At 65.0% G+C, this 24,014-nt stretch carries 25 protein-coding genes and 1 other RNA gene; 10 read left to right on the top strand and 16 right to left on the bottom strand.

Features of this window, described 5'->3' with window-relative positions:
* Positions 1 to 36: 36 nt before the first annotated feature.
* The 3 genes from V3H18_RS08260 to hemN all read right to left on the bottom strand — a co-directional run bounded on the left by V3H18_RS08260 (position 37) and on the right by hemN (position 3,080).
* Entirely contained in the window at positions 37 to 1,131 is a 1,095-nt protein-coding gene (locus V3H18_RS08260) for an ATP-dependent DNA helicase (protein WP_332081542.1), read from the bottom strand.
* Positions 1,132 to 1,253: 122 nt separating this feature from the next.
* The gene (locus V3H18_RS08255; protein WP_332081541.1) at positions 1,254 to 1,643 is read right to left on the bottom strand and encodes a hypothetical protein; all 390 of its coding nucleotides are present in this window, start codon (positions 1,641 to 1,643) and stop codon (positions 1,254 to 1,256) included.
* 90 nt (positions 1,644 to 1,733) lie between these two features.
* Positions 1,734 to 3,080, bottom strand: coding sequence for an oxygen-independent coproporphyrinogen III oxidase (gene hemN / locus V3H18_RS08250; RefSeq protein ID WP_332081540.1), 1,347 nt, complete (start codon positions 3,078 to 3,080; stop codon positions 1,734 to 1,736).
* Positions 3,081 to 3,461: 381 nt separating this feature from the next.
* On the opposite strand from hemN, the gene V3H18_RS08245 reads away from it, so the two are divergent.
* Entirely contained in the window at positions 3,462 to 3,773 is a 312-nt protein-coding gene (locus V3H18_RS08245; RefSeq protein WP_332081539.1) for an AprI/Inh family metalloprotease inhibitor, read from the top strand.
* 111 nt (positions 3,774 to 3,884) lie between these two features.
* Here the strand turns inward: V3H18_RS08245 and V3H18_RS08240 are convergent, their stop codons facing one another.
* A complete protein-coding gene (locus V3H18_RS08240; RefSeq protein WP_332081538.1) occupies positions 3,885 to 4,223 on the bottom strand; it encodes a hypothetical protein in 339 nt (112 codons plus the stop codon).
* A gap of 178 nt (positions 4,224 to 4,401) precedes the next feature.
* Here V3H18_RS08240 and V3H18_RS08235 point away from each other — a divergent pair, with 178 nt between their 5' ends.
* A complete protein-coding gene (locus V3H18_RS08235; protein ID WP_332081537.1) occupies positions 4,402 to 5,061 on the top strand; it encodes a response regulator transcription factor in 660 nt (219 codons plus the stop codon).
* Positions 5,062 to 5,156: 95 nt separating this feature from the next.
* On the opposite strand, the gene V3H18_RS08230 is transcribed toward V3H18_RS08235, so the two are convergent.
* Positions 5,157 to 5,702 (bottom strand): Rab family GTPase, encoded by a 546-nt coding sequence (locus V3H18_RS08230; RefSeq protein ID WP_332081536.1) that lies wholly within the window; start codon positions 5,700 to 5,702, stop codon positions 5,157 to 5,159.
* Between the two features lie 615 nt (positions 5,703 to 6,317).
* On the opposite strand from V3H18_RS08230, the gene V3H18_RS08225 reads away from it, so the two are divergent.
* The gene (locus V3H18_RS08225; RefSeq protein WP_332081535.1) at positions 6,318 to 6,722 is read left to right on the top strand and encodes an integration host factor subunit alpha; all 405 of its coding nucleotides are present in this window, start codon (positions 6,318 to 6,320) and stop codon (positions 6,720 to 6,722) included.
* A 114-nt stretch (positions 6,723 to 6,836) separates the two neighbouring features.
* On the opposite strand, the gene V3H18_RS08220 is transcribed toward V3H18_RS08225, so the two are convergent.
* A complete protein-coding gene (locus V3H18_RS08220) occupies positions 6,837 to 8,360 on the bottom strand; it encodes a class I adenylate-forming enzyme family protein (protein ID WP_332081534.1) in 1,524 nt (507 codons plus the stop codon).
* A gap of 116 nt (positions 8,361 to 8,476) precedes the next feature.
* On the opposite strand from V3H18_RS08220, the gene V3H18_RS08215 reads away from it, so the two are divergent.
* On the top strand, positions 8,477 to 8,716 hold the full coding sequence (locus V3H18_RS08215; protein ID WP_332081532.1) for a type II toxin-antitoxin system prevent-host-death family antitoxin: 240 nt from the start codon (positions 8,477 to 8,479) through the stop codon (positions 8,714 to 8,716).
* A 4-nt stretch (positions 8,717 to 8,720) separates the two neighbouring features.
* Complete coding sequence (locus V3H18_RS08210) at positions 8,721 to 9,140, top strand: PIN domain-containing protein (RefSeq protein ID WP_332081530.1); 420 nt, start codon at positions 8,721 to 8,723, stop codon at positions 9,138 to 9,140.
* 108 nt (positions 9,141 to 9,248) lie between these two features.
* Here the strand turns inward: V3H18_RS08210 and V3H18_RS08205 are convergent, their stop codons facing one another.
* Positions 9,249 to 10,193 (bottom strand): helix-turn-helix domain-containing protein, encoded by a 945-nt coding sequence (locus V3H18_RS08205; RefSeq protein ID WP_332081528.1) that lies wholly within the window; start codon positions 10,191 to 10,193, stop codon positions 9,249 to 9,251.
* A gap of 138 nt (positions 10,194 to 10,331) precedes the next feature.
* Between V3H18_RS08205 and V3H18_RS08200 the strand changes: the two genes are divergently transcribed.
* Complete coding sequence (locus V3H18_RS08200; RefSeq protein ID WP_332081527.1) at positions 10,332 to 10,787, top strand: hypothetical protein; 456 nt, start codon at positions 10,332 to 10,334, stop codon at positions 10,785 to 10,787.
* Between the two features lie 6 nt (positions 10,788 to 10,793).
* Here V3H18_RS08200 and V3H18_RS08195 read toward each other — a convergent pair whose 3' ends face one another.
* Complete coding sequence (locus V3H18_RS08195; RefSeq protein ID WP_332081526.1) at positions 10,794 to 11,735, bottom strand: ribose-phosphate pyrophosphokinase; 942 nt, start codon at positions 11,733 to 11,735, stop codon at positions 10,794 to 10,796.
* Between the two features lie 247 nt (positions 11,736 to 11,982).
* Here V3H18_RS08195 and mnmA point away from each other — a divergent pair, with 247 nt between their 5' ends.
* The 4 genes from mnmA (at position 11,983) to V3H18_RS08175 (ending at position 14,775) form a co-directional block, all read left to right on the top strand.
* Positions 11,983 to 13,212, top strand: a complete 1,230-nt coding sequence (mnmA, locus tag V3H18_RS08190) for a tRNA 2-thiouridine(34) synthase MnmA (protein WP_332081525.1) — start codon at positions 11,983 to 11,985, stop codon at positions 13,210 to 13,212.
* On the top strand, positions 13,212 to 13,934 hold the full coding sequence (locus tag V3H18_RS08185; RefSeq protein ID WP_332081524.1) for a class I SAM-dependent methyltransferase: 723 nt from the start codon (positions 13,212 to 13,214) through the stop codon (positions 13,932 to 13,934). The genes mnmA and V3H18_RS08185 overlap by 1 nt, the downstream gene beginning before the upstream one ends.
* A 60-nt stretch (positions 13,935 to 13,994) precedes the next feature.
* Positions 13,995 to 14,149, top strand: a non-coding RNA gene (gene ssrS / locus V3H18_RS08180) — 6S RNA.
* 23 nt (positions 14,150 to 14,172) lie between these two features.
* Positions 14,173 to 14,775 carry a 5-formyltetrahydrofolate cyclo-ligase gene (locus V3H18_RS08175; protein WP_332081523.1) on the top strand — a complete coding sequence of 201 codons (603 nt, stop codon included), beginning with the start codon at positions 14,173 to 14,175 and terminating at the stop codon, positions 14,773 to 14,775.
* Here V3H18_RS08175 and V3H18_RS08170 read toward each other — a convergent pair.
* The 8 genes from V3H18_RS08170 to fabZ form a co-directional block, all read right to left on the bottom strand.
* Complete coding sequence (locus tag V3H18_RS08170) at positions 14,747 to 15,703, bottom strand: LysM peptidoglycan-binding domain-containing protein (RefSeq protein ID WP_332081522.1); 957 nt, start codon at positions 15,701 to 15,703, stop codon at positions 14,747 to 14,749. The genes V3H18_RS08175 and V3H18_RS08170 overlap by 29 nt on opposite strands.
* 109 nt (positions 15,704 to 15,812) lie before the next feature.
* Complete coding sequence (gene cobT / locus V3H18_RS08165) at positions 15,813 to 16,835, bottom strand: nicotinate-nucleotide--dimethylbenzimidazole phosphoribosyltransferase (protein WP_332081521.1); 1,023 nt, start codon at positions 16,833 to 16,835, stop codon at positions 15,813 to 15,815.
* An 82-nt stretch (positions 16,836 to 16,917) separates the two neighbouring features.
* Complete coding sequence (locus tag V3H18_RS08160) at positions 16,918 to 18,339, bottom strand: cryptochrome/photolyase family protein (protein ID WP_332081520.1); 1,422 nt, start codon at positions 18,337 to 18,339, stop codon at positions 16,918 to 16,920.
* A 101-nt stretch (positions 18,340 to 18,440) separates the two neighbouring features.
* Entirely contained in the window at positions 18,441 to 19,880 is a 1,440-nt protein-coding gene (locus V3H18_RS08155; protein ID WP_332081519.1) for an amino acid permease, read from the bottom strand.
* Positions 19,881 to 20,232: 352 nt separating this feature from the next.
* Positions 20,233 to 21,066 (bottom strand): hypothetical protein, encoded by an 834-nt coding sequence (locus tag V3H18_RS08150; protein WP_332081518.1) that lies wholly within the window; start codon positions 21,064 to 21,066, stop codon positions 20,233 to 20,235.
* Between the two features lie 194 nt (positions 21,067 to 21,260).
* Positions 21,261 to 22,553 carry a lipid-A-disaccharide synthase gene (locus V3H18_RS08145; RefSeq protein ID WP_332081583.1) on the bottom strand — a complete coding sequence of 431 codons (1,293 nt, stop codon included), beginning with the start codon at positions 22,551 to 22,553 and terminating at the stop codon, positions 21,261 to 21,263.
* Positions 22,554 to 22,579: 26 nt separating this feature from the next.
* Positions 22,580 to 23,389: an acyl-ACP--UDP-N-acetylglucosamine O-acyltransferase gene (gene lpxA / locus V3H18_RS08140; RefSeq protein WP_332081517.1), complete on the bottom strand. Its 810-nt coding sequence runs from the start codon at positions 23,387 to 23,389 to the stop codon at positions 22,580 to 22,582.
* A 22-nt stretch (positions 23,390 to 23,411) separates the two neighbouring features.
* Positions 23,412 to 23,876 (bottom strand): 3-hydroxyacyl-ACP dehydratase FabZ, encoded by a 465-nt coding sequence (fabZ, locus tag V3H18_RS08135; protein WP_332081515.1) that lies wholly within the window; start codon positions 23,874 to 23,876, stop codon positions 23,412 to 23,414.
* Positions 23,877 to 24,014: the final 138 nt, after the last annotated feature.

Genomic DNA, 24,014 nt, shown 5'->3' with positions numbered 1-24,014 from the left:
GGAAACGACATCGAAACGGATCAACGGCAGAGGACGTTACGTCACCAGCGTCAGTCTCTTCGCGGCGCGCGTGACGCCGGTGTAAAGCCAGCGCGCGCGATGCTCGCGAAAGGCGAAGGATTCGTCGAAGAGCGTCACATCGTCCCATTGCGAGCCCTGCGCCTTATGCACCGTCAGCGCATAGCCGAAATCGAATTCGTCCGAATCCTTGCGCAGCGCATAAGGGATATCGCTCTCGGCGCCGAAGAATTGCGGAATGACGGCGACGCGCTGGAACTTGCCCGCCTCCCCCTCCTCCGGCGTGACTAGCATGCGCACCTTGCCGCGCCGCAGCGCGCCGGCGCTTTTGACCGTAAACAGCGCGCCGTTGAGCAAGCCCTTCTTGCGATTGTTGCGCAGGCAGACGAGCTTCTCTCCCGATTGCGGCAGTTCGCCGGTAAAGCCGCGCAACTGCCGCAGCCGGCCATTATAGGCGCGCCGCGTCTTGTTGAGCCCGACAAGCACCTGGTCGGCGCCGGTGACGAGCGTCGGGTCGAGCGCCTCGCGCGCAACGATGCGCGTGTCGCCAAAGACGCCTTTCTCGATCGCTTCGCCGGCGCGAATGGCCATGGAGAGCCGGATGATCGGATTATCCGCCGCCTGCCGATGCACGTCCTTGAGCATCACGTCGGGCTCGGCCTCCGTGAAAAAGCCGCCGCCCTTCACCGGCGGCAATTGCGCCGGATCGCCGAGCACCAGCACCTTCTTGCCGAAGGAGAGAAGATCGCGCCCAAGCTCCTCGTCCACCATGGAGCATTCGTCGATGACGATGAGCTTGGCGCGCGCCGCGTCGCTCTCCTCATTCAGGACGAAGGATGGCTCCTCGGTCTCGGAATCGGTCGCGCGATAGATGAGGCTGTGGATGGTGCGCGCGTCTTTGCAGCCCTTGGAGCGCATGACCAGCGCCGCCTTGCCGGTGAAGGCCGCGAAGGCGACATCGCCGTCGACATGTTCCGCAAGATGGCGCGCGAGCGTCGATTTCCCCGTGCCGGCGTAGCCGAAGAGGCGGAAGACCTGCGGCCCGCGTGGCGTCTCCAGCCAGCGCGCGACTTCGGTCAGCGCTTGATCCTGTTCGGGCGTCCAGACGGGCATGGGCTGCGGGTTCGAATCGCGAAGGCGCCACGATGCCGGAGCCGGCGGCGGCGAACAAGGACGGATCTACACATCCTCCCTTCAAGGGAAGCGCGAAGGCGCGGCGTCGACGCGCGTCGAACTTATCCGCTGAAGCCGACAATCAGCAGCGCGCCGCCCAGCGAGAAGGAAATAAGCGCGAAGAGAGGATAACGTTTCTCGAAGCGCATGCGCGCGAAAATCTCGCGCACCATTTGCGGCGGCAGGAACAGCGTCAGCAATCCGCTCGCCAGCGTGACCCAGCCGACAAGCGTGACGAGGATCGCGAGGCTGCCGCTCCATAAATCGTGGCCGATCACGATGGCGAGCCCGATCGCCAATCTCACCATGCCGATGAGCGCGATCGCCGAAGGTTCGTTCGACACGCGCTCGATCATTTGCGCCGCCACGTCGCGGCGCGCGAGAATCCAGGCCGACATGATGAGCGCATAGGCGCCGATGAGCTTGGCGAGAAACAGGGTGAGCGGCGTCATCAACGCCTCCTTCAAGAGCATTTTCCGCCGAAGTGGAGCCGGTTCGGCGTGGAAAATGCGTCAATTCAAGAAAATCGAGTGCGCCGCCGCTCAAACCGCCGCGGAATGGCGCGCGGGCGAAGCTTGGTGATAGGCGTCGAAGGCCGCCGCGGCAAGGCGCACGAAAGGCTTTCCGCGCGGCGTCATAGTGACGCATCGGCCCGCCGTTTCGACGACGCCTTCCGCCGCGAGCGCTTCCAGCGGCGCCTGCGCGGCGTCGAAAGCGTCGGCGGCGAAGCCGTGCCGCGCCGCCACGGCGGCGTAATCGACGGCGAAAGCGCACATCAGTCGCTCGATGATTTCGCCCCGCGCCAGATCTTCGCGCGTTAAGGCGAGGCCGCGCGTCACAGCGAAGCGCCCGACTTCAATCGCCCGTCGCCAGGAGGCGAGATCGACGGCGTTGCCGGCGTAGCCCTGCGGCAGACGGCCGATCGACGAGACGCCGAAGGGCAGCAAAGCGTCGGCCGCGTCGATCGTATAGCCCTGGAAATTGCGGCGCATCCGCCCTTCGCGCGCGGCGATGGCGAGCGGATCGTCGGCTCGGGCGAAATGATCGAGGCCGATCGCTTCAAAGCCCGCGCCCGCCAGCGTCTCGCGCATGGCGGCGGCCTGGGCGAGACGCGCGCCGGCGCCGGGAAGCGCCGCCGCGTCAATGAGCTTCTGATGCGTCTTGAACCAGGGCACATGCGCATAGCCGAAGACCGCGAGGCGTCGCGGCGCGAGGTCCGCCGCGAGCGACGCGGTGCGCGCGGCGTCCTCGACGCCCTGGCGCGGCAGGCCGTACATCAGATCGAGATTGATGGCCCCTATTCCGCCCGCGCGCAGCGTTTCGACGGCGCCTGCGACGGTCTCATAGGGCTGGACGCGGCCAGCGGCCTCCTGCACATGCGCATTGAAATCCTGCGCGCCGAGCGATGCGCGATTGACGCCGGCGGCCGCGAGCGCCTCGACAAGGGACGCGTCGACCAACCGCGGATCGAGTTCGATCGCATGTTCGGTTTGGGCGTCGAGCGCGAAATGGCCGCGCAGCCGAGCGACGATCCTCGAAAAGCGCTCGGGGCCAAGGATGCCCGGCGTGCCGCCGCCCCAATGCACGCTCGTCACGCGCCGCGCCGGCGTCGCGTCCGCCATGAGCGCGATCTCGCGCATCAGCGTTTCGGCATAGGCGTCGAGCGGCGCTTCCTGGCGCAGCGCCTTGGTATGGCAGCCGCAGTAGGCGCAGATTTCCCGACAGAAGGGCACATGAAAATAGAGCGAGAGCGAAGCGCCGGCGTCGAGCGCGGCGAGCCAGGCGCGCATCTCCTCATCGCCGATCGCCATTGAGAAATGCGGCGCGGTGGGATAGCTCGTGTATCTTGGCGCCGAGCGTTCCGCCAAGCTCAGGGAGACGGCGTCCATCCGTCGAACTCTTTTAAATAAGGCGCCGCGACGCGGCCGGAGCCCTACACTTAACGGGCGGAAGGGCGCCGGGCAAAAGCTTCGGCTGCCGCAATTTGACGCGGCTCTTGGCGAGTCGGCTTGGCCGAGGGGCGCGAAGAAGGCAAACTAGAGCGCGCTGCGAAAAAGTGGAACCCGGTTTTTCGCGTAAAGCGCGCTCTAAACTTTTGGAGTCGATCACGTTATCTGCAGTTGGGCGGTTCCGCCCAAATGCATCTAGGATCGACTTACGTTTGGCGGGAGCTTGGGCGAATGACGAATTCCTTTTGGCGCGCTTCAGATCGGCGTATTCAATCGCGGCCTCTCCGGCTTTTCGCGGCGGCGGCGTGTCTCATCGCGCAGATGGGGATTGCGCCCGCCGCGGAAAATATTTCGGGCCGCTATACGATCCTGCGCGACGCCGACAAGGATACGGGCTGCATGCTGACGCTCGACGCGCGCGTGCGCGGACGCGCCGGCTTCAAGGCGCAGCTCGCCCCCGCCTGCCGCGACAATGGGGTGGTGATCTTCGATCCCATCGGCTGGAGCATCGAGCGAGGCCGGCTGGCGCTCACCGCCCGCAAGGGCCATAAGGCCTATTTCGACAAGGACGTCGGCGGCGTCTGGCGGCGCGACCCCAAGGAAGGCAAGGCGCTCGGCCTGAGGCCGATCTAACCTCGCGCCATCCAAAAAGAAGCCTCCCGGATCGCTCCGGGAGGCTCTATGCCCGTCGCCGCGCGAGAGGGGCGGGGTGCCGGCGACGGATGGGGCGGCGCGTTTCCGCGCCTAATCGCAAATTCGGAAGCGGCGGTAATCGAGGATCGCCCCGTTGCGGTCGAAGATCGGCCGCTCGATAAAGCGGCAGCCGCCATAACCGTAATAGGCGTCGGCGTGATCCTCCCAAGAGCCGCTATAAGGAGAAGAGCGGGTGGCGCGCCAATCGTCCGGCCCAGGGTCGAAGTCGTCATCCTCGCGACCTCCGCGCTCGCGTTGGCGCGGGGTATCGGTCAGAGAGTCGCCTGGATCGAGATCGCCGTTATATTTTCGCTCGCCGCCAAGCGCGGGCGTCGCGAGAAGGGCGGCGGCGAAAAGCGCGGCGAGGGCGAGCGGCGGCTTGCCGGACATGCTGATCTCCTTATCGACCTGACGGGAAAGGCGCACGCGCAACGCCCGACCGCCCCTTTAAGCGCGATGATCGCGCGCAGCGCCTGAACCGCGTGTGGCGGAGCCATTCATCCGCCATTCATCTTTGCGGCTGCGCCCCGGCGCCTTATGTTCGACTATATTATAGGAAATAGATGTCGTGAGCGAGAAAAAGCCTATTCGGCTCCTCATCGCCGAGGATCACGCGGTGGTCCGCCAGGCCGTGGCCGCGTTGCTCGCATTGGAGCCGGACATGGATGTCGTCGCCACGGCGGCGGACGGCGAGCAGGCGGTCAGGGCCGCGCGCGCCTTCCAGCCCGACGTGGTGCTCATGGATATGAAGATGCCGCGCATGGACGGCGTCGCCGCCACCCAGGCGATCGTCGCCGAAAATCCGAAGACGCATGTGATCGCGCTGACGACGTTCGAAAACGACGAACTCGTTTTCGACGCCTTTCTCGCCGGCGCGCAGGCCTATCTCCTGAAGGACGCCGAAGAGAACGAAATTTTGAAGGCGATCCGCGCCGTCGCGCAGGGCGAACCCTGCCTTTCGCCGCGCATCGCCGAGAAAGTGCTGGGAGAATTCCGGCGCCTCAAGGGCGGCGCGCATGCGCGCCAGACCGCCGCGGACGAAGAATCGCTCACGGAGCGCGAAAAGGAAGTGCTCGACGGCGTCGCCGCCGGCAAGAACAATCGCGCCATCGCCGAGGAGCTAGGCCTCGCCGAAGGCACGGTCAAAAATCATGTGAGCGCCATATTGGCGAAGCTCCATTTGCGCAGTCGCACCGAACTCGCCATTCGCGCGCTGGCGCATCGATAGCATCGCAACCGGTCGAGCGGTTCGCCTGACTAAAGTCGTCATTCGCGGCACGCTACAGGCGAGCCCGCTGCGGGAATGACATCCGCGCGATCCAGTCAACCGTGACGGCGCGACGCAATCAGCCGGGAGTCAAAGCCGCGCCGCCAGACGGCGCGCCCGACGTCGACAAATATCTGCTCGACTCCTTCGCCCGTCTTGGCGCTTGTGTAAATCGTCTCGAGCTGCGGCGCGACGGCGGCGCGCGACATATGCGGCGCGAGATCGATCTTGTTGACGATGGCCGCCGTCGCGTGGCCGGGGAAATCTTCCTCGAAACGCGCCAGCAGCGCGGTCATCGTCACGATCGTCGTCGGCCGCGTGGCGTCGGCGACGCCGATCGCCGCCGAAGCGCCCGTAAGATAAACGGTATCCAAAATACACGGGCCGAAATCGCCGTCCGTATCCCAAAGCACCAAACGCAGTTTGGCGTCGTCGCATTCGGGGCCGAGGTCGACGTCATGGGTGAAGACGTCGACGCCGAGCGTCGACTTATAGTCGGCGTCGAAGCGATCGAAGACGAGACGCTCCGCAAGCGACGTCTTTCCCACGCCGATGTCGCCGAGCAACATGACTTTGGCGGATTGGGTTGGCGCGGGGATCATTCGACGACGCGCTCCCGCTTGAGAGCGCGCTGCGAAAAAGCGGAATCCAGCTTCTCGCGCAAAGCGCGCTCTAAACTTTTTGACTCGTTCACGTTATTCGCATTTGGACGATTCCGCCCAAACGCAGCGCGAGTTCTCTGCGTTTCGAACGCATCGCGTCGCCCGCACGGAACCGCGCTCGACGGCGCCTTGAGTCGCCTGGCGCCCTCTTCCTCTCGATGAATGTGCTTCATGCGTTTTCCGCCGCATTTCGCGGCGCGCCCATAAAAATCGTCGCGCACAAGAACGGCAGTGCGACTGCAAAGGAACGCGGAATGCGCGCGACAGCTAAGCTGAAGCGGCTCAATTGTTTTTGAGCCGCAACTCTTAGCACGCCGCATCCGCAAACACGAATTGGCGCGCCGATTTACGCCCGTTTTGGACGCCGAAACGAACCGTGCCGTCGACGTCGTCAGCGAAGCTTATGACGAAAGTCATTCGTGGGATGTGACCTGGCGCACTTACAAGACGGCCTTTCGATGCGCAGTTTCGAAACAAACTCACGAGGCCGTAAGCGGTTAGCGACTGCGACGCGACGGCCGCAACTCAGGGCCGTTGAACATGTGGACCGCCACGATGAAGAAAGCAGAGCCGCCGGGAATAGAACCGGACGGCGAGGACTCGAACCTCGAGAGCGCCGACCAACGCGCAGACGGGCGCGGAACGCTCACGCGAGAAGATCTTGCGGCCGCGATTCATCGCCGCTTCAACGCCATGTCGCGTCGTGAAGCGAAACGCCTCACCGACAGCGTCATTGAAGAGATGGCGGCGACGCTCGCCTCGGGCGAGTCGTTGAAGCTCCACGACTTCGGCTCTTTCATCGTGCGCGCCAAGAACGAGCGTTCCGGCCGTAATCCCCGCACGGGCGCGCCGGTGCCGATCGAGGCCCGCCGCGTCGTCGTGTTCAAGGCGTCGCCCAATATGAAGGCCATCGTCGATGGCGCGCCGCCGGCGCCCAATGGAAAACGTCGACACCCCTAATCGACGCGTTATTTTCCGCCGGCGTCCGCATTCCTCCTCCCCGCACGCGGACCTGTGAGCGGAAGAGGGCCCGACCCCGCCCTGGCGCGGTCGGGTCCTCGGCGGCGCATGCTTTTAAGGCAACGCCGCGCGATTGAGCTTGCCATTGGCGTTGCGCGGCAGCGCGTCGAGAAAGATCGCCGCGCGCGGGCATTTATAGGCGGCAAGATGCGCGCGGCAATGCGCGAGCAGCGCCTGCTCGTCTTGGGGCGCGCCGTCGCGCATCACGACATAGGCCTTGATGATCGTGGCGTCGGCGTCGCGGCCCGGCCGCTCGGCGGCGGCGGCCTCGGTCACGCCGTCGAAATCCAGCAGCGTCTTCTCGACCTCGGCGGGCGAGACGCGATAGCCGCCGGCGTTCATCACTTCATCGACGCGGCCATGGCGCCACATATAGCCATCCGCGTCGAACTCGACGAGATCGCCGGACACGAACCAGTCGCCGCGAAAGGCGTCGCGCTCCTCCTCCGGCCGATTCCAGTAGCGCAGCATCATGCCCGGATCGTCCCGCCTCACGGCGAGAAGCCCGGTTTCGCCTGCCGGCAAGGGCGTCGCGCCGCCTTCCTGCGGCAGCGCCGCGACGACCCGGCCCGGCTGCGGCCGGCCCGGCGAATCCGGCCTCACCGGCGTCGTCGGCCCGCTCGAGACGAAGGTCGAGATTTCGCTCATGCCGAAGGCTTCGTAAATCTCCTTGCCGGTGCGGGCGCGCCATTCGGCGAGGAGGCTCGGCGGCAGCGCCGCGCCGGCGGAGAGCGCATGGCGCAGGCTGGAGAGATCGGCCCGCTCCGGCGCGCCATATTTGAGAATTTGCCGGAAGACTCCGGGCACAGCGGCGAAGACGGTGGCGCGGCGCGTTTCGATCAGCCGCGGCCACACGGCGGGATCCGGATGGCCGTTATAGAGCACGGCGCAAGCGCCCGCCGACAGCGGATCGACGACGCCGACGCCGAGCGTATAGGTCCAGTTGATCGCGCCGGCGTGCAGCATGACGTCCCCGGGGCCGAGCCCCGTCCAATGTTCGCGCATCGGCCGGCGCCCCCAGGCGGCGCGATGCGCGTGCAGCACGCCCTTTGGCCGGCTGGTCGTCCCCGACGTATAGACGAGATAGGCCGGATCGTCGGCGGCGGTGTCGGCGTAATCGTCGAGCGGATCGCTCTCGCCGAGGCGTTCCAGATCGGCGCCGCGCAGGACGATCGCCTCGCCCTCATGCGCCTCCTTCTCGAAGGCGGCGCCGAGCGCCAGCGCCGACGCGCCACAGTCGCGCAGGAGGAAGGCCGCTTCCTCGAAGGTGAGCTGCGAGGAGGCGAGCAGCGCCACATAGCCTGCCGCAATGGCGCTGAAGTAGCAGAGCGCGGCGTTCGCCTCATTGCCCATGCGGATCATGACGCGCGCGCCCGAAGGGAGGCCGAGAGCGCGCAGGCCGGCGGCGAGACGGCGCACCCTGAGATCGAGTTCCGCGTGGGTCCAGCGCCGCGCCGCTTTGTCGCCGACGACGGTCAGCGCCGGAGCGTCGGGGCGCAGCCGCGCGTTTTCGGCGAGGCAATAGCGGGCGAGATTGAAGCGGGCGGGAACGGGGTTAAGGGCGGCGCTTGGCGTCATGCGGCGTCTTCTCGCATCGCCCGCGCGGGTTGGGCAAGCGGGCGCAGAGCGGGTGGAAGGATGGATTGCCAACCATACAAAGACTAGTCTATATTAGTCCATATAGGGAGATAGCAATGTGGTCGGTCGCAAAAGCGAAGGCGGAGCTTTCTGAAATTCTTCGGCGCGCGCGCGCCGGAGAGCCGCAGGTCATTGGCGCGCAGGACCCATGCGTCGTCGTATCGGTCAAGACTTACGAAGAAGCCATTGCGCCTCACGACGGGCGCTGGCTGCTCGAAGTCGCCCGCCGCGTCGGCGTGGATATTCCCTTACCTGACCGGAGCGAGGATCGGCCGGCGCCCGAATTCAAGAACTGAACCGATGCCCGACGCGGCGCTTTTCGACACGAATATTATCTCGGAACTCGCGCGCAAACGACCCGACGCCCGCGTTGTCGCCTTTGTCGAGGCGACGCCACGGATTCTCGTGAGCGTCATTCTCTTTCACGAATTGAACTATGGACTCGAAATCGCAAGTCGCGAACAGAAGTTTCGCCTCGCGGCTTTTCTCGCCGCGATGCGCGACCGCTTCGGCCCAAAGGCGATTCCCGTGGATGTCGCAATCGCCGAGACCGCCGGCGGTTTGCGCGCCTTTGCGAAAGATCAAGGACGCGTCCTAACCGTGAGCGACTCGCTTATTGCGGCGACGGCGCTTGCTAAAGCTGTCCCGCTGGCGACGCGAAACGTGAAGGACTTCGAAGGCCTCGGCCTGCCATTGATCGATCCCTTCTTGCATCGCTAACTCAATCGGACAGGGTCGACATGCTCTCTTCGTTCACGGCGCGCGATGGTCTCGCCGATCAGATGGCCAATCGGAATGACGCGGGTTACGCGCGGACTCGACCGCTACCTATTCACTCTGCATCCGCGCCTCGCGCGCCGATAATCCAAATCGCCGACGAAACGCGCGGCTGAAATGCGAAAGATCGCTGAACCCCCAACGATAGGCGATCTCGCCGATCGACGCCCGAGCGTCAGATGCGAGGTCGCGGCGACAATTTTCCAGACGCCGCGCCCATACATAACGCATGAGCGACAGGCCCTCCGCTTCAAAGAGCGCGTTGAGATAACGTATTGAAAGGCCGAGCGCCTGCGCCGCCATCGCAGGATCGAGCTGCGGGTCGCGGAGGCGGCCGTCGATGAATCGCTTCACCCGCCGCAGCGTCGCTTCCCGGCCCCGGTTTGCGCGGAAATATTCGCTTGGCTCCGACAGGGACAATGCGACCAGATCGGCGCAGTGATCGGCCATCGCAGCGAAGAATTCGTCGGTCAACTCGCCCGCATGGGCGGTAAAGGACCGGACATAAGACGCAGCTATCGCGCCGACGCCCTGACCGCCGTCGATCGGCGAGGCCAAACGGCGGTCTATGCCGAAGGAACGCGATCTCATTGTCGCATGCGGCAAAGAGACAATCAGCTTAGAGAATTTTTCGGGGCAGTAAATTTTGTGCGGCAGCGTCGCATCGTAAATCGCCATATCGCCGGGACGCAGCGAGACTTGGCGGTCGCCCTGCTCGAGAAAATACTCGCCGGACAGCAATACAACCGCGAGATAAACGTCCTGGCTATCGGGCAACGCTGGCCTTTTTGGCCTTTCTATAAAGATGCCATTCGAGCGGATCGTTGAGAGTCGAACGTCCGCTCCGGCATGAATCGTCATTTCGTTGAACAGCCGCTGCTCCGGAAGCGGGCGGACATCGACGCGGGCATATTCGCGTCCGATCACCTCGCATAGCCATTCGCGGCGGCGATTCGGCGCCGCTTGCTCAGTCGAAAAAATCTGCGCCTTCGTCATGAGATAATTCTCTTCGAACCCCCGCAGACGGCATCCGTTTCAGACAAGTTTTTCAGCCGTCCCGGTCAAGCGCGTTCTTGCCGAACGCGGCATTTATCGAGCGTTCGGCGATCCGCCGAGACCATCGAGGATGTCGTGATGACGGAACATGCGCAATCGGCCCAAAAGACGAACATCATTCTACTCAGGGGCGCAGCCCTTTGGATTATCGTCGCGCTTGTTCTCGCCTGGTGTCTCGTAGGCCTTAAAATGGAAGCGCCGCTGATGGCGGGAATCTTTGCCGGAAAATTCACGCGAGTCCTGCAAGCCCATATCGATTTTCTGTTGATGAGCGCGCTCCTTCTCGGCTTCTATGGGGCGCGCGTTCCGCTCGCCTGGCCGGTGCGCTGGGCGATGGTCATCGGCGCCTTCGCCAATTCCAGCCTATTTGTATTAATGGGGGTTTTCCCGGTCCTCGATGGCGGCGCGGCGGAAGGTCTCGGCCCGGCTTTATTCGGCGTCTATCTCAAGGCGAGCATCGTCACGACCACCTTCGGCTTCGCGGGGGCATGTCTCACCGTGTTCCGCGCCAGTCTCCGCCCTGGCGCTGATTGATCGAAATCAATCGAAGAGGCTTGACACGCTCTCTTCCTTCGCGGTGCGCGCGATGGCCTCGCCGATCAGATGGCCGATCGGGATGACGCGGATGTTATGCGCGGACTCGACCGCCGCCGTCGCGCGGATCGTGTCGGTGACGACCAATTGCTTGAGCTTGGAGTTGGCGATGCGCTCGGCCGCCGCGCCGGACAGCACGCCATGGGTGATATAGGCGTAAACGGAGAGCGCGCCCGCCGCGAGCAGGGCGTCGGCGGCGTTGCAGAGCGTTCCGCCGGAATCGACGATGTCGTCGACGAGGATGCAATTATGGCCCTCGACCTCGCCGATGATGTTCATCACCTCGGATTCGCCCGCGCGCTCGCGGCGCTTGTCGACGATGGCGAGCGGCGCGTCGATGCGCTTGGCGAGCGCCCGGGCGCGCACGACGCCGCCCACGTCCGGCGAAACGACCATGACGTTGTTGAGCTGGAGGTGCGACTTTATGTCCACCACCATCACCGGCGCGGCGAAGAGATTGTCGGTCGGAATGTCGAAGAAGCCCTGAACCTGTCCGGCGTGGAGATCGACCGTGAGCACGCGGTCGGCGCCCGCGCGGGTGATGAGATTGCTGACAAGCTTGGCCGAAATCGGCGTGCGCGGCCCCTGCTTGCGATCCTGCCGGGCGTAGCCGAAATAGGGAATGACCGCCGTGATGCGGCGCGCGGAGGCGCGGCGCAGCGCGTCGATCATGATGAGGAGCTCCATCAGATGATCGTTGGCCGGCGCCGAGGTGGACTGGATCACGAATGTGTCCTGTCCGCGCACATTCTCCAGGATTTCGACCCAGATCTCCTGATCGGCGAAACGGCGGACCTGGGCGCGGCAGAGCGGAATCGCGAGATGCGCCGCGATCGCCTCGGCCAGCGGCCGGTTCGAATTGCCGGCCAGAATTTTCATCGCCGCCATGGAAATCGTCCCCGCGCCCCAAAAACGCCGCGGCGTCATAGCAGCGATGACGGTTCCGAACAACATGACGCGGAAATGACAGATTTTGCGCTCTTGGCGCCGATAAGATTGCTTCCCGGTCGAGGAATGCTCTAAATGAAGGCGGTCGGCCTCTTCCATGCGCGGCGGGCGGAGCCGGCGGACGAACGCGCGCGGTCGCGCCTTCGCCAACCCGGCCCTTTGCATAATTGATAGGCGTCGCCCGATTATGACGAATAGCGTATCGGATCATGCGTTCCCGCCCGCCTCGCCGCGCGACGCCCGCGTCGTCGTCGCCATGTCGGGCGGCGTCGATTCGAGCGTGGTCGCCGCCCTGCTCAAGGAGCAGGGCTATGACGTCGTCGGCGTCACCATGCAGCTCTACGACCATGGCGAGGCGACGCATCGCCGGGGCGCCTGCTGCGCCGGCCGCGACATTCATGATGCGCGACAGGTCGCGGCGCGGCTCGGCATTCCGCATTTCGTCCTCGATTACGAGGACCGCTTTCGCGAGAAAGTGATCGACGAATTCGCCGCGAGCTACGCGAGCGGCGAAACGCCGGTGCCCTGCGTCGCCTGCAATCAATTCATCAAATTCGCCGATCTCATGGATACGGCGAAGGACCTTGGCGCGACGGCGCTCGCGACCGGCCATTACATTTCAGCCCGCGACGACGGCCGCGGCGGACGCGCGCTTTATCGCGCCCGCGACGCCTCCCGCGACCAGAGCTATTTCCTCTTCGCGACGACGCGCGAGCAACTGCGCGCGTTACGCTTCCCGCTCGGCGACTACACCAAGGCGCAAGTGCGCGAGATGGCGCGCCGCTTCGGACTCGACATCGCCGACAAGCCCGACAGCCAGGACATCTGTTTCGTGCCGAGCGGGCGCTATACCGACGTTGTCGAGCGGCTCGCGCCCGAATCCGTCGTGCCGGGCGAGATCGTGCATATCGATGGCCGCGTGCTGGGACGCCACGCCGGCGTCATTCACTACACCATCGGCCAGCGGCGCGGGCTTGGCCTTGGCGCCGCCGTCGCCGGACGCGACGCCGAGCCGCTTTACGTCCTGCGTCTCGACGCCGCGCGGGCGCAGGTCGTGGTCGGCCCGCGCGAAGCCCTGGAGACGCGCGCCGTCAAATTGCGCGACGTGAACTGGATCGGCGAAGGCGAGCTGTCGTCCCTGCCCGCCGGCGGGATCGACATCATGGCGCGCGTGCGCTCCACCCGCCCGCCGGTTCCCGCGCGCCTCATCCCCGAGGCGGAGGGGGCCGCGTCCGTCGTCTTCGCGGCGGGCGAATTCGGCGTATCGCCCGGGCAGGCCTGCGTCTTCTACGACGCCGATGAAGAAGAGACGCGCGTGCTCGGCGGCGGCTTCATCGCCGCGGTCGAGCCGGCGATCCTGACCAATTCAGCCAAGCCGCCGCAGGAGCGGCCCGCATATGCGCGAAGGGCGCCTTGATGAGCCAAGTAAGAAACGATGCGCCTGATGTCGATGGTCCGGACAATTGCGATGTGGAAGCCGCCTATGCGCGCTGGGCGCCGATCTATGACCTCACCTTCGCGACGCTGTTAAAGCCCGGCCGGCGCGCCGCGGCGACGGCGGCGTCCAAGGCGCAGGGTCCGATCCTTGACGTCGGCGTCGGCACGGGCCTCGAATTGCCGCTCTTCGACCGCCATGCGCAGGTCTTCGGCGTCGATCTCTCCGAGCCCATGCTGCGCCGCGCGGCGCAGCGCGTGCGCCGCGAGCGCCTTGGCAATATCGCCGGCCTCTCAAAAATGGACGCGACGCGCATGGCCTTCGCCGACGCGAGTTTCGCCTGCGTGGTCGCGCCCTATGTGCTCACCGTCGTGCCTGAGCCCGAAGCCTTGCTCGATGAACTCGCGCGGGTGCTGCGGCCGGGCGGCGAGATCGTGCTCGTCAACCATGTCAGCGGCAAGGACGAAGCCATCGCGCTCTTCGAGGCCTGGCTCGACCGCCATATGGCGCCCAAGCTCGGCTGGCGCCCGCAGTTTCCCTGGTCGATCATCGGCGACTGGATCGACGAAAATCCGCAAATGAAACTCGTCGAGCGCCGGCTGCTGCCGCCCTTCGGCCTTTTCACGCTGACGCGGATCGCGCGGCTGCCCGTCGACTCGGAAACGCCGAAGCAGGCGACGCCGTCGGATTTGGCTTTCGCATAAACAGGCGAGATCCCTTCGGGGCCACTGGCGCCCGCGCGGCCGGGGCGCTACATTGGCTTCGCGGCGCTGCGGGGTGCGTGCAGGACTATTATTCCCCGGGGCCTTATCGATCCTTATGGGAGCTGTCCCTGGCCTTGCCCGTGGGCTTGGCCATACGGCGCCCACCTACGTTGTAGGTTCCCGGGATCGATGTCCCACGGCTCTTGTGGCCCGCGCTTCCTTTTCCTATTCCTTGCGCATGAGCGATTTGAAAGCCGAACTGCGCCGACGCTTTCTCGCGCGGCGCGATCTCGTGACGCCGCAGGAAGCGCATGAGGCGGCCGCCGCGATCGCCGCGCAGGGGTTCGCGCTGGTCGAGCGCATTGCCCGCGACGCGCAGATCGAGGGGCCGGTCGTTTCGGTCTATTGGCCGATCCGCAGCGAGCTCAATACGCGTCCGCTCATCGAGGCGCTCGCGGCGAAGGACTATCGCGTCACGCTGCCGGTGATGCATAAGGTGCGTCATCCGCTCGTCTTCCGCGCCTTTACGCCGGGCGACGATCTGGTCAAGGGGCCCTTCGGCCTTTCGGAGCCGGCGGAAGACATGCCGGCCTATGATCCCGACATCATCTTTTCGCCCCTCGCCGCTTTCGATCGGCGGGGCTTTCGGCTCGGCTATGGCGGCGGCATTTACGACGCGACGCTCGCCGAGATTCGCGCCGGAAAGCGCGTCGTCGCCATCGGCGTCGCCTATTCCTGCCAGGAAGCGGATCATGTGCCGATCGAGCCGCATGATCAGCCGCTCGATTTCGTGATGACGGAGCGCGGAACGATCACCGCGTCGGCGGCGACGGCAGCTTAATGAGTTGGCCGGCGCGGAATTTCTTCGCTTTCAGCTCGGGATTGGCGTCGGCGAGCGCGCGCCATTTATTCGCGGTCCCATAGACGCGCTTGGCGATGGATTTGAACGTGTCGCCCGCGCGCGCCGCATAGACCTCGTCCGCCTTCGCCGCTCGGGGAGCGGCTTCCGGCTCCCGCGCCGCCACGGTCGAAGACGACTCTGGCGCGGCCCCGAGCGCCTTCTCGCTTTCCGCCTCGCTCCGCTGCGTCTCGGCGGAGGCGGTTTCCTGTCCTTCGGGAGCGGCCGGCTCCTCGCTCGCGACGGATTGTTCGCCTTCGGCGCCCGTCGTCCCCTCGGCCGTCGCGGCCTCCGGCGCCTCTACGACCGGATGCGGGCCGATGAAAAGCAGATAGGCGATGGCCAGCGCCACGGCCGCCAGCGAAATTTCGGCGGGCCCGCGCCGGCGCTTCGGCGGGAAAAGCGGCGGACGCGCCGCAGCGTCCGCGACGGCGACCGCGCCCTTCTCCTCCTCCTCGCGCCCGCGCAGCCAAGCGACCGCCTCGAAGGCGAAATAGAGAAAGAGGATGGCCGTCACAGGCGGCTTTCGGAACGAATCCGGCGCGAACATGTAGGCCACCACGCCCTGCTGGATGAGCGCGGAGAGCCAAGGCAGGCCGATGAGGCCATATTGAGCCCGCCGCCGCGCGACATAGACCGCCACGAGCGCGAAAAGCGCGACATAGACCCAGAACAGCGCGGGCTCCCCGGCGGTGCGCCAGCCGAACCGCTCCGCCCCCAGGATGTAGATCAGGCCCGCGGCGCTCGCCGCATAGGCCGCGTGCAGAAAACGCCCCGGTCCCAAGAGTCGGGTGAGATGAAAGACGAACGCCGCCGCGAGGACGGCCATGAAGATCATCGGGAGATAGGCCGAGGGAAGATCCCAATTCATGCCGTTCATTCCTTCATCGCGCCGCGCATCGCCCACGCGGCGCCTTCAATGCGCATGTGGATGTGACAGTTTTTTGAGGGGCGAAGGGCGCGCGCGCCGCGCGCCGCCTTTATTGCGTTTTACCCGAAACGCCGGCGCTTTGGAACGTCGCCATGTCGCGATGGCAGGCGAGCGCGGCCCTGACGACGCCGATGGCGAGCGCCGCGCCCGAGCCTTCCCCAAGCCGCATATCGAGATCGAGCAGCGGACGCTTGCCCAAGCGCGCCAATATGTCGCGATGCGCGCCCTCGGCGGAGACATGGCCGGCGACGCAGTGAGCGATCGATTCCGTCGACAGCGCGTGGAGCAGCGCCGCCGCCGCGCAGGCGACATAGCCGTCCAGGACGACGGGAATGCGGTTGAGGCGCGCCGCCATGATCGCGCCCATGATCGCCGCGATCTCGCGCCCGCCCAGCCGGCGCAAAATTTCCAGCGGATCGGAAAGATGCGGGCCATGCAGCGCCAGCGCCTTCTCGATCGCCGCGTTCTTGCGGACAAGGCCGGCGGCGTCGACGCCCGCGCCGCGCCCGGTCCAGCGCGACGCCGGCCCGCCATAAAGGGCGGCGTAGATCGCGCCGGCGCTCGTCGTATTGCCGATGCCCATCTCGCCCGGCGCGAGGAGATCGACGCCGCCCCCGACCGCCTCCATGCCATAGGCGAAAGTCGCCGCCGCTTCGCGTTCGTCCATGGCGGGCGCCTCGGTGAAGTCCACCGTCGGACGTTCGAGCGCCAGTTCGAAGACTTTCAGCCCGAGGCCATGGATCTTGCAAATCTGATTGATCGCCGCCCCGCCGCTCTGGAAATTCGCCACCATCTGCTGCGTGACGCTCGCGGGAAAGGCGGAGACGCCCTGCGCGACGACGCCGTGATTGCCGGCGAAGACGGCGACGAGCGGACGCTCGATGACAGGCTCCGCCCTGCCCTGCCAGGCGGCGAGCCATTCGACGATTTCCTCGAGACGTCCGAGCGCGCCCGGCGGCTTAGTGAGTTCGCTATCGCGCGCGCGGACGGCCGCGAGGGCCTGCGCGTCCGGCGCCGGCATATTGGCGAACAACATGCGGATTTCTTCAAAAGGACGGATGTCGGGGGGCATACGGCAGGCTTTAGCGGGTTCCAAGGAGATTGGCGAGATGTCGCAGCTGCGTCATTGGGGGCTAGCTCCTCGCAATAAGGGGCTAACGTCGCATCTCCGCAAAAGCCGCCAGCGCCCGCGCGCGCGCCGTCGCATGATCGACGATCGGGCGCGGATAGGTTTCGCCAAGCCGAACGCCCGCGTCGCGCAGCAAATTCTCCGGCGCCTGCCAGGGGCGATGAATATAGCGGGCGTCGAGCGCCGCGAGCTCTGGAACGAACCGCCGAACATAAGCGCCGTCGGGATCGAATTTCTCGCCCTGCAGCGCCGGATTGAAGATGCGAAAATAAGGCGCTGCGTCCGCGCCGCAGCCCGCGACCCATTGCCAGTTGGCGCTGTTGTTGGCGAGATCGGCGTCGACCAGCGTGTCCCAGAACCAGCGTTCGCCTTGGCGCCAATCAATCAGGAGGTGCTTGATGAGAAAGCTCGCGGCGACGAGACGCGCGCGATTGTGCATCCACCCCGTGATCCACAATTCGCGCATCGCCGCGTCGACGAGCGGATAGCCCGTCTCGCCCTTCCGCCAGGCGTCGAGCGCGTCGACGTCATGGCGATAGGGAAATCTCTCAAACGCCTTGTCCAGCGGACGCTCGGGCATGTCCCCATGGGCGACGAGCAAATGATGGCAAAACTCTCGCCAGCCGAGTTCGCGCAAATAAGCCGCGCCGCCGACGCTATCGGGCTCCGTAATCGCATGCCAGACGTCGCGCGGCGAAACTTCGCCAAAATGCAGATGCGGCGAAAGGCGCGAAACGCCGACGCGCCCGAGGAAGTCGCGCTCGGCCTTATAGTCGGCGACATGATTGCGCGCGAACTCGGCGAGTTCCGCGCGCGCCGCCGACTCTCCGACGAGCCAGACCTTGCGCATGCCGCCTGCCCAGTCGGGATTTATCGGCAGAAGGCGCCAGGCGTCGAGATCGTCGCTCTCGGGCGGAAGCGGCGCGGCGTCGAATTTTTTCGGCGCCGGCAAAGGCGGCGCTGGCGGCGGCGCGGCGAGACAGGCGCGCCAGAACGGCGTGAAGACGCGAAAGACCTCGCCCATCTTGTTTCGCAGCTTGCCGGGTTCGAACAGCAACGACTCGTGGAAGCAATGCGTTTCGACGCCGTCTTCCTTAAGCTGCGACTGGATTTCCTCGTCGCGCCGCATCGCCCAGGGTTCGTAAAGCCGGTTCCAATAGACGGCGCCCGCGCCCGTTTCGGCGACGACCTGCTCGAAGACATAATGGGAGCGTCCGCGTCGCAATGTCAGCGACAGACCACGCTCGGCGAGGCTCTGCGCCAAGGAAGCGAGAGAATGATGCAGCCACCACCGCGCCGCGGCGCCCATGCGCCAGTCGCCGGCGCTGTCATCGTCGAGAACGTAGAGCGCGACCAGCGGCGCGCCGCTATGCGCCGCCGCCGTCAATGCGGGATTGTCGGCGATGCGCAGATCGTTGCGAAACCATACGATCGCCGGCGCGCTCATCCTTAACGAACTCCGCTCGACTGATGCAAAACGTCATGCGCGACATTTCGTCGGTAAGTCGGCGGCGATCGCCGCCGACCCGGAGGCGTGCGAGCCTCCCGTCAATGCTGGCGCTTGGCGTGTTTGACGCCGTAGAAAACATAGATCGCCATGCCGATGCCTGTCCAGATGAGGAGCCGCAGCCAGGTGTCGAGCGGCAACGCGACCATCAGCGCAGCGCAAGAGAAAATGCCCGCGATCGGCAGCCAGGGAATGCCCGGCGCGCGGAACGGCCGATGCAGGTCGGGATGCATGCGGCGCAGGCGAAGGACCGCCATGCAGACGAGCGCAAAGGCGGCGAGCGTGCCGATGCTGACCATCTCGCCGAGAATGTCGATGGGGAATAGTCCCGCGGCGACGGCTACGACGACGCCGATCATAATCTGGCTCACGGCCGGCGTACGGAATTTCGGATGCAGCCGCGCGAAGATCTGCGGCAGCAGCCCGTCCTGCGCCATGGCGTAAAAGACGCGCGTCTGGCCAAAGAGCAGCACGAGGATCGCTGTGGTGAGGCCGGCGAGCGCGCCGAGCTTCACGGTCCATGAAAGCCAGGAGACGCCCGTATGATCCATCGCCAGCGCGATCGGATCCGGCACGCCAAGCTCCTTATAGTTCACGACGCCCGTCGCCACCGCCGCGACGGCGACGTAAAGAATGGTGCAGATGATGAGCGAGCCGAGAATGCCGATCGGCACGTCGCGCTGCGGCGTATGCGCTTCCTGCGCGGCGGTCGAGACCGCATCGAAGCCGATATAGGCGAAGAAGACGACGGAGGCGCCGCGGAGCACGCCGCTCCAGCCATAAATGCCAAATTCGCCCGTATTCTCGGGGATGAGCGGCGACCAATTGGCAGCATTGACGGCGGCCGCGCCAAAGAAGATCACGAGCAGCACGACGGTGACTTTGATCGCGACGATGATGTTATTGACGAGCGAGGACTCGGTCGTGCCGCGCACGAGGAGCGCGGTCAGAATGAGAATGATCGCCGCCGCGGGAACGTTGAACAGGCCATGCGCGCCGGGATCGGCGAAATAAGCGTGGGTGAGTTCAGGCGGCAAATTGATTCCAAAGCCCTGCACGACGCGATTGAAATAGCCGCCCCAGCCGACCGCGACTGTCGCCGCGCCCGCGGCGTATTCGAGCACGAGATTCCAGCCGATCGCCCAGGCGAATACTTCGCCGAGCGTGACATAGGCATAGGTGTAAGTGCTGCCCGCGACGGGAATGAGCGCGGCAAGCTCCGCATAGCACAAAGCGACGAAGGTGCAGGCGAGGCCCGACAGCAGGAAGGAGACCGTGACCCCGGGCCCCGCATATTTCGCCGCGGCCGTGCCGGTGAGCACGAAAATGCCGGCGCCGATGATGCCGCCGATGCCCATCGCCATCAATGACGCCCAGCCGAGCGCGCGCTTCAGGCCGTCGCCCTGTTCGGCCTCGTGATCGGCGATGAGCTTATATACGGATTTGCGGTTGAGGTAATTCTTGCTCGCAGATTGAGACAAAGCGTCGCCCTTTCACAAAGGCGCGGAGCAAGGAAATTCGCGCCGCGTTCAACTTGGCGCCGATTATGGTTGCGACGCCTAAAGATACAAGCGAAAAGGCCGCGCGGCGGAGCCGGCGGGAAACAAGGACATTCGCGCTCAATATCAAGCCGGTAGAGCGGTCTCGCTGAAAATGTGATCGCCTTGCCAGACATTGGCGCGCGGCCATCGAGAATGGCCGCTATCGGGCCGCAGGCCTACAAGAACTCTCGACCGAAAGCGGACAATGCTGCTTTCAACTCTGGCACGCTATAGCCCGACAAGGCCGGACGACCCCCGCATGCGAACCCGAGCGAGGCCTGTTGGCCTCGATTTACGGCTGCCTGAAATCAGCGATATATCTTGCTGCGAGACGGTTTGCTTTTCTCGGGTCATTTTTGAAAATCGTGCTGTTAGCTTCGATTTCTCGCCACCAATTCTGCCGGCCTTCCTCGGAGTCATCATTCGCCTTGGTGGCCGCATTTGGAACGAGAGAGAGTCGAAGATATTCAATTTCGTCTTTTTCCGGGATCGCTCCATCGAGCCGGTCCTGATACCAGCCGGTCCAGACCTTCCAACTATCGTCATCATGCGAGAGCAAGGCGCACATTGAAATCCAACGAGAAAGAAAGGGCTGCGGCATTGACGCTGACGTCCGTTCGGTGAGCCAGATCGGTTCAGCTAGCAACTTATGGGGATCGTCAAATTTATCGATCCACGCCGCATCTTCCGCGATCGCGAACCAAGGCGAACCGGCTTCTTGTACCGCGGAGGCGAGGCCTGCCGCGTACCAGGCGCGAGATGAAGGGGCGTCAGCATAGAAGTCTCCACGCGCGGCCTCAAATAGCGACACGCCGGAACGAGAGGCTTCTGCGATCGCGGCGCCGGCGAAATTGGTCCGAGACGGAGCAACGGAATTAATGACTGTCATCAGTTGATCTAGAGCGGCCGACGGATGCTTCGTGGCAAGGCGACCAATTGCCACGTAGCGAAACGCCCTAACGATTTGAAGCCTTTCCTTGGCAGAAAGATCACCGGCTGGTAGCGGATCGATAACGAATGGAATAAGCCGCAATCCCAGTCGCGATGCGATCACAGCGGCGACCACCGGCGGACGCTCCTGCAACCAAACCTTCAAATCCTTTGGGGAATTTATGTCTGCTCGCATTTTAAAAGCTTTATCCAATGATCGAATGCGACGATGGGGCCTCTAAACTCTCCGATCAGACGACCGGCGCCACTGTAGGCGTTTCATTTTCGTCTGCAAACCGCCCCGTCCGGCCGGCCAGCCGGTCCCGCCAGCAGACGTTTGGCAAAACAGCAATGGGTCATAGGCCGAAATTCAAACTGAGCCACTACCTTCTATATGGACCGCGCGCCTCTCTCCGCATATTCCAGCACAATCTCCGCAGCCCGTGCGCTGGGGTTGCCTCCCGCTTCGAGAAGCTTGGCGCGCACGCGCGCAAAGGCGGCGAGTTGCGCCGCGCGCGCGGGGCCGTCATCGAAGAGCGGCGTCAGCGCGTCGACGAGCGCGCGCGGCGTCGCGGCTTCCTGCAGGAATTCGGGAACGGCCCTTTCGCCGATGACGAGATTGGGCAGAACGATTGAATCGACCTTGACGAGAAAGCGCAATAGCGACTCCGCCTTCGAGACTTTGTAGGCGACGACCATCGGCGCGCCCGCGAGCGCGAGTTCGAGCGTCGCCGCGCCCGACGTGACGAGCGCCGCGCGGGCTTTGCGAAAGGCCGCGAATTTTTCCGCTTGGCTCAGGAGCCGTGGCGCCAGAGCGCGCCGCGAAAAAGTGGAATCCGGTTTTTCGCTTAAAGCGCGCTCTAAACTTTTAGAATCGATCACGTGATCCGCATTTGGGCGATTCCGCCCAAATGCGGCGTGATCTAGCGGCCAGTCGCGCAATTCGCGCGCGAGCGCCGCTTCCATATTCGGCGCAACGGGAATGGCGACGTCGATGTTCGGACGCGCGCGTAAAAGAAGTTCGAGCGTCTCGCCGTAGAGCGGCGTCATCCGCTGTATTTCCGCAAGCCGCGAACCGGGGAGAATGAGAAGAAGCGGCCGTGCTTCTTCTCTCTCTTGAGCGGAACTATCAGGCGTCAATTCATCGAGCCGCTCGACGAGCGGATGGCCGACATAGACGCAACGCGGGCCGCCGAGCCGCGCATGCGCCTCAGGCTCGAAAGGCAAAAGCGCCAATATGCAATCGACATAATCGCGCATGGCGCGGGCGCGGCCAGGCCGCCACGCCCAGACCGTCGGACTGACATAATCGACGATCGGAACATCGCGCCGTGCGGCGCGCAGGCCGCGCGCGACGCGATGGGTGAAATCCGGCGCGTCGACGATGACGAGACAATCGGGCGCGAAATCGATCGCCGCGCGAACAGTGGCGTCGATGCGCGCCATGATGCGCGGCAGCCGCGCGAGCACGGGGATCAGTCCCATCACGGCGATGTCGGAAAGCGGAAAGAGCGAGGCGAGCCCCTCGCGCGCCATGGCCTCGCCGCCGACGCCCGCGAATTCGACGTCGCTTCGCGCGACGCGCAAGGCGCGCATCAGCCCCGCGCCGAGTTCGTCGCCCGATGCTTCGCCAGCGACGAGAAAAATGCGCAATGATTTTCGTCGCGCGCTGGATCGCCGCATCGCGCCGCTCTTCGCAATGACGCGGGTCATTCTTCGAGCGCCGCCGGTTTCGCGCGCGGCGCGCAAAGCGGACGCGTCGCGGGCGCGCGCAGAAAATCGAGAAGGACGGCGATATCGGCGTCGCCGGCGAAGTCGCGCGCCAGCGCCTCGATGCGCGCGGCGAAAACGCGCGCGTCATTGCGTGCAAAGAGCAGACGATAGGCTTTGCGCAGGCGCTCGATGCGCTCCTGCGCGAAGCCGCGCCGACGCAGGCCGACGAGATTGAGGCCGAAAAGATGCGCGCGATTTCCCGACGCGAGCCCGAAGGGCGCGACATCGCCTTCGACGCCCGAAAGTCCGCCAACGAAAGCATGCGCGCCGATGCGCACATTCTGATGCGCGGCCGTCCCGCCGCCGATCATCACGCAGTCGCCGATTTCGACATGGCCGCCGAGCAGGACCTGGTTCGACAGGACGACATCGTCGCCGAGACGGCAGTCATGCGCGACATGGGAAGCGGCGAGAAAAGCGCAGCGCGCGCCAATGACGGTCCCTGCGCCCGCGCCGGCGTTGATCGTCACGCCCTCGCGGATGACGCAGTCGTCGCCGATCGAAAGCGCGCCCTCGGCGAGTCGCGCCTTAAGATCCTGCGAGGGCAGGCCGACGGCGGCGAAAGGAAAAATGCGCGCGCGCGCGCCGATTTTCGTGCGCCCGCCGACGACGACATGCGAGACGAGCTCCGAGCCCGCGCCGATCTCGACATTCGCGCCAATATGGCAAAAGGGTCCGACGACGACATCGTCGCCGAGCCGCGCGCCCGGCTCGACGACGCTTGAAGGATGCAGCGTCGCAGTCATCGCCCCGCCCGGAGCTTTCGCTTCACGCGCCCATCATGGCGCTGATTTCCGCCTCGCAGACGAGCGTGCCGTCGACAAGCGCGCGACCCAAATACCACCAGATGTTACGCTTCTGCGCAGTCTTCGTCATGTGGAACTCCACGCGGTCGCCTGGCGTGACCGGCTTGCGGAATTTGGCCTTGTCGATCGTGACGAAATAGACGAGGCGCGGGCGCTCGACCTCTCCTTGCGCGCGCATCGCGATGACGCCCGCCGTCTGCGCCATCGCCTCGACGAGCAGCACGCCGGGCATGACCGGACGTTCGGGAAAATGTCCCTGGAAATGCGGCTCGTTCACAGTGACGTTCTTGACGCCGACGCCGGATTCGTCGCCCCGAATGTCGATGATGCGATCGACGAGCAAAAACGGATAGCGATGCGGCAGATAGCGCATGATCTCCAGAATGTCGGCGCTCTCAAGCGTCGCGCCGGCGGCAGCCTCGGCCATGGTCGTTCCCCCCGTAACCAGGATTGGCGTTTTTGGAGCCTGTCTTACGTCGGCTTGTCGCGGCGCGCGAGTCTGTCGAGCAGCGCCTCGCCGCGCAAATGCCGCCGCAAGGGCCGCGCCGGGACGCCCCCGACCCGC

The sequence above is a fragment of the Methylocystis borbori genome (assembly GCF_036576025.1).
Taxonomy (GTDB): Bacteria; Pseudomonadota; Alphaproteobacteria; order Rhizobiales; family Beijerinckiaceae; genus Methylocystis; species Methylocystis borbori.
The sequence above is the reverse complement of the archived record's forward strand: the minus strand, read 5'-3'. Positions and strand labels throughout refer to the sequence as shown.